Raw genomic sequence first — 2,037 nt, 5'->3', positions numbered from 1 at the left:
TGATGAGAGATACAAAAAAGGTTGATGCGAGCATCAACCTTTTTTCTTGCGTGGCCGTAAGCTTAACCTTGCGGCTTCACTACCATTACGTTGATTGGAGAATACTCCACAACTTTACTTGCAACCGAACCAAGCATCACTTTGTTAATTTTCGAACGCTTGTGACTTGGCATGATAATAAGGTCTGCGCCCAAACGTTCGGCGTAATCAAGAATCGTCGCGTAAGCTTTGCCTTCGGCAACGTGCACTTTGTAAATCACTTCATCATCAATGTGCTCGCTGGCAAATGCTTTTAGCTGCTGCTTCACATCTTGCTTCATTTTCGCCGCTGCGTCTTTTGGGAAGTAAGTTGCGACCATCGACATGTGAATACCTGGCAAAACAGTGAGCAGGTGGATTTCTGCGTTTGCTTGTTTTGCTTGCCACACCGCCAGTTCAACCGCTCGGTCTGAGAAGCCTTGGTCATTTAGATCAACCGGAACAAGAATTTGTTTATACATTCAATGTCTCTCACTAAGGCCCCAGATCCGCGGGGCCAAATCGGTTATGCGCTCAGTTGTTCCTTGCGAGCACGACGTTTTTGGTTCATGGCAAGTACCAGCAGAAGAATCAAGCAAGGTACAAATACCCATTCTTTCATTGGACGATCCGCGTCTTGAACGACCCATTTGATTTCCCAATCAAAGTCGATACCAGATGACTCCGCAGGGCTACCAAATTCAACCATGTCGACGACCATTTTGCCGTCGTTCTCAGTCAGCATCAGACCCATTGAAGAGATACGCTCTTCAGCTGTCGTTGCTCTGTCTTCGAATGGCAGACGTACCGTTTTCTCGACGTATTCGCCTTCGAGGTTTTGTCCGGCAACACGTAACTCAATGGATTCTCCTACATTTAGGTTTTCCGTGATTTGAGCTATCTCAACCCCAGGAGAAAGAACTTTCGCTGGGTATAACATGTCCCACCAAAAACCAGGTCGGAAGAATGAGAAAGTTAATACTAATAATAGGACGGTTTCCCACCACTTGTTACGAGTCAGCCACCATCCCTGCGTAGCGGCAGAGAAGATCAGCATCGCAATGATGGAAGAGATTACCGTGAGTGCTAAATGCCACCAAGAATCGATACCCATCAACAATAATTGGGTATTGAAAACAAACATGAATGGCAGAATGGCGGTTCTAATATCGTAGGTAAAGCCTTGGATACCGGTACGAATTGGATCGGACTTCGCGATTGCTGCAGCGGCAAAGGCAGCCAGACCGACCGGTGGTGTATCATCGGCGAGAATACCGAAATAGAACACGAACAAGTGCACCGCAATCAGTGGAATGATAAGACCGTGCGCTGCGCCGAGCGTTACGATAACTGGCGCCATTAGCGTTGATACTACAATGTAGTTTGCTGTGGTAGGCAGACCCATACCGAGAATCAGACTGATAACCGCAGTAAACAGCAGCATTAGGATGACACTACCGCCAGAGATAAACTCAACAAAGTCCGTCATCACCAAGCCGATACCAGTTAGCGTCACAACGCCAACAACCGTACCTGCCGCCGCTGTTGCGACACCGATACCGATCATGTTGCGAGCACCAGCCACCAAGCTTTCAGCGAGATCGACAAAACCCTCTTTGGTTTGCTGTACTAGGTCGCCTTCTTTCGCAAGTAACGCCATCAGAGGGCGTTGTGTTAGCAAAATGAAGACCATAAAGACGGTTGCCCAAAACGCTGATAAGCCAGGTGAGAAGCGCTCTACTGTTAAACACCAAACCAGTACCACGATAGGTAGCAGGTAGTGTAAGCCAGACTTCACTGTAGGACCCGGATCTGGCACTTCAGTCAGCTCCGCATCAATCTCAATTGCGCCATCTTTCATGTGGTTCGCAGAAATTTTTACGAGGCCGACGTAGGCGATGAGTAGCGCGATCGTTACTATCGTAGTCGCTGCGTCGCCAAAGACATCTTTCGTCCAACCTACACCGTAGTACACCAAAGCGCTGATTACACACAGACCCAAAATGGTAGCTGTGAATG

2 protein-coding genes are annotated in these 2,037 nt (G+C 48.1%); both read right to left on the bottom strand.

The window, feature by feature from the left end; translation table 11 throughout:
- Positions 1–62: 62 nt before the first annotated feature.
- A complete protein-coding gene (locus R7O12_RS23825; RefSeq protein ID WP_005454686.1) occupies positions 63–500 on the bottom strand; it encodes a universal stress protein in 438 nt (145 codons plus the stop codon).
- Between the two features lie 44 nt (positions 501–544).
- Positions 545–2,037, bottom strand: a 1,493-nt coding sequence (locus R7O12_RS23820) for a TRAP transporter permease (protein ID WP_318126502.1), incomplete at its 5' end; no start/stop codon positions are given.

The sequence above is a fragment of the Vibrio sp. Vb1574 genome (genome assembly GCF_033338675.1).
The sequence above is the reverse complement of the archived record's forward strand: the minus strand, read 5'-3'. Positions and strand labels throughout refer to the sequence as shown.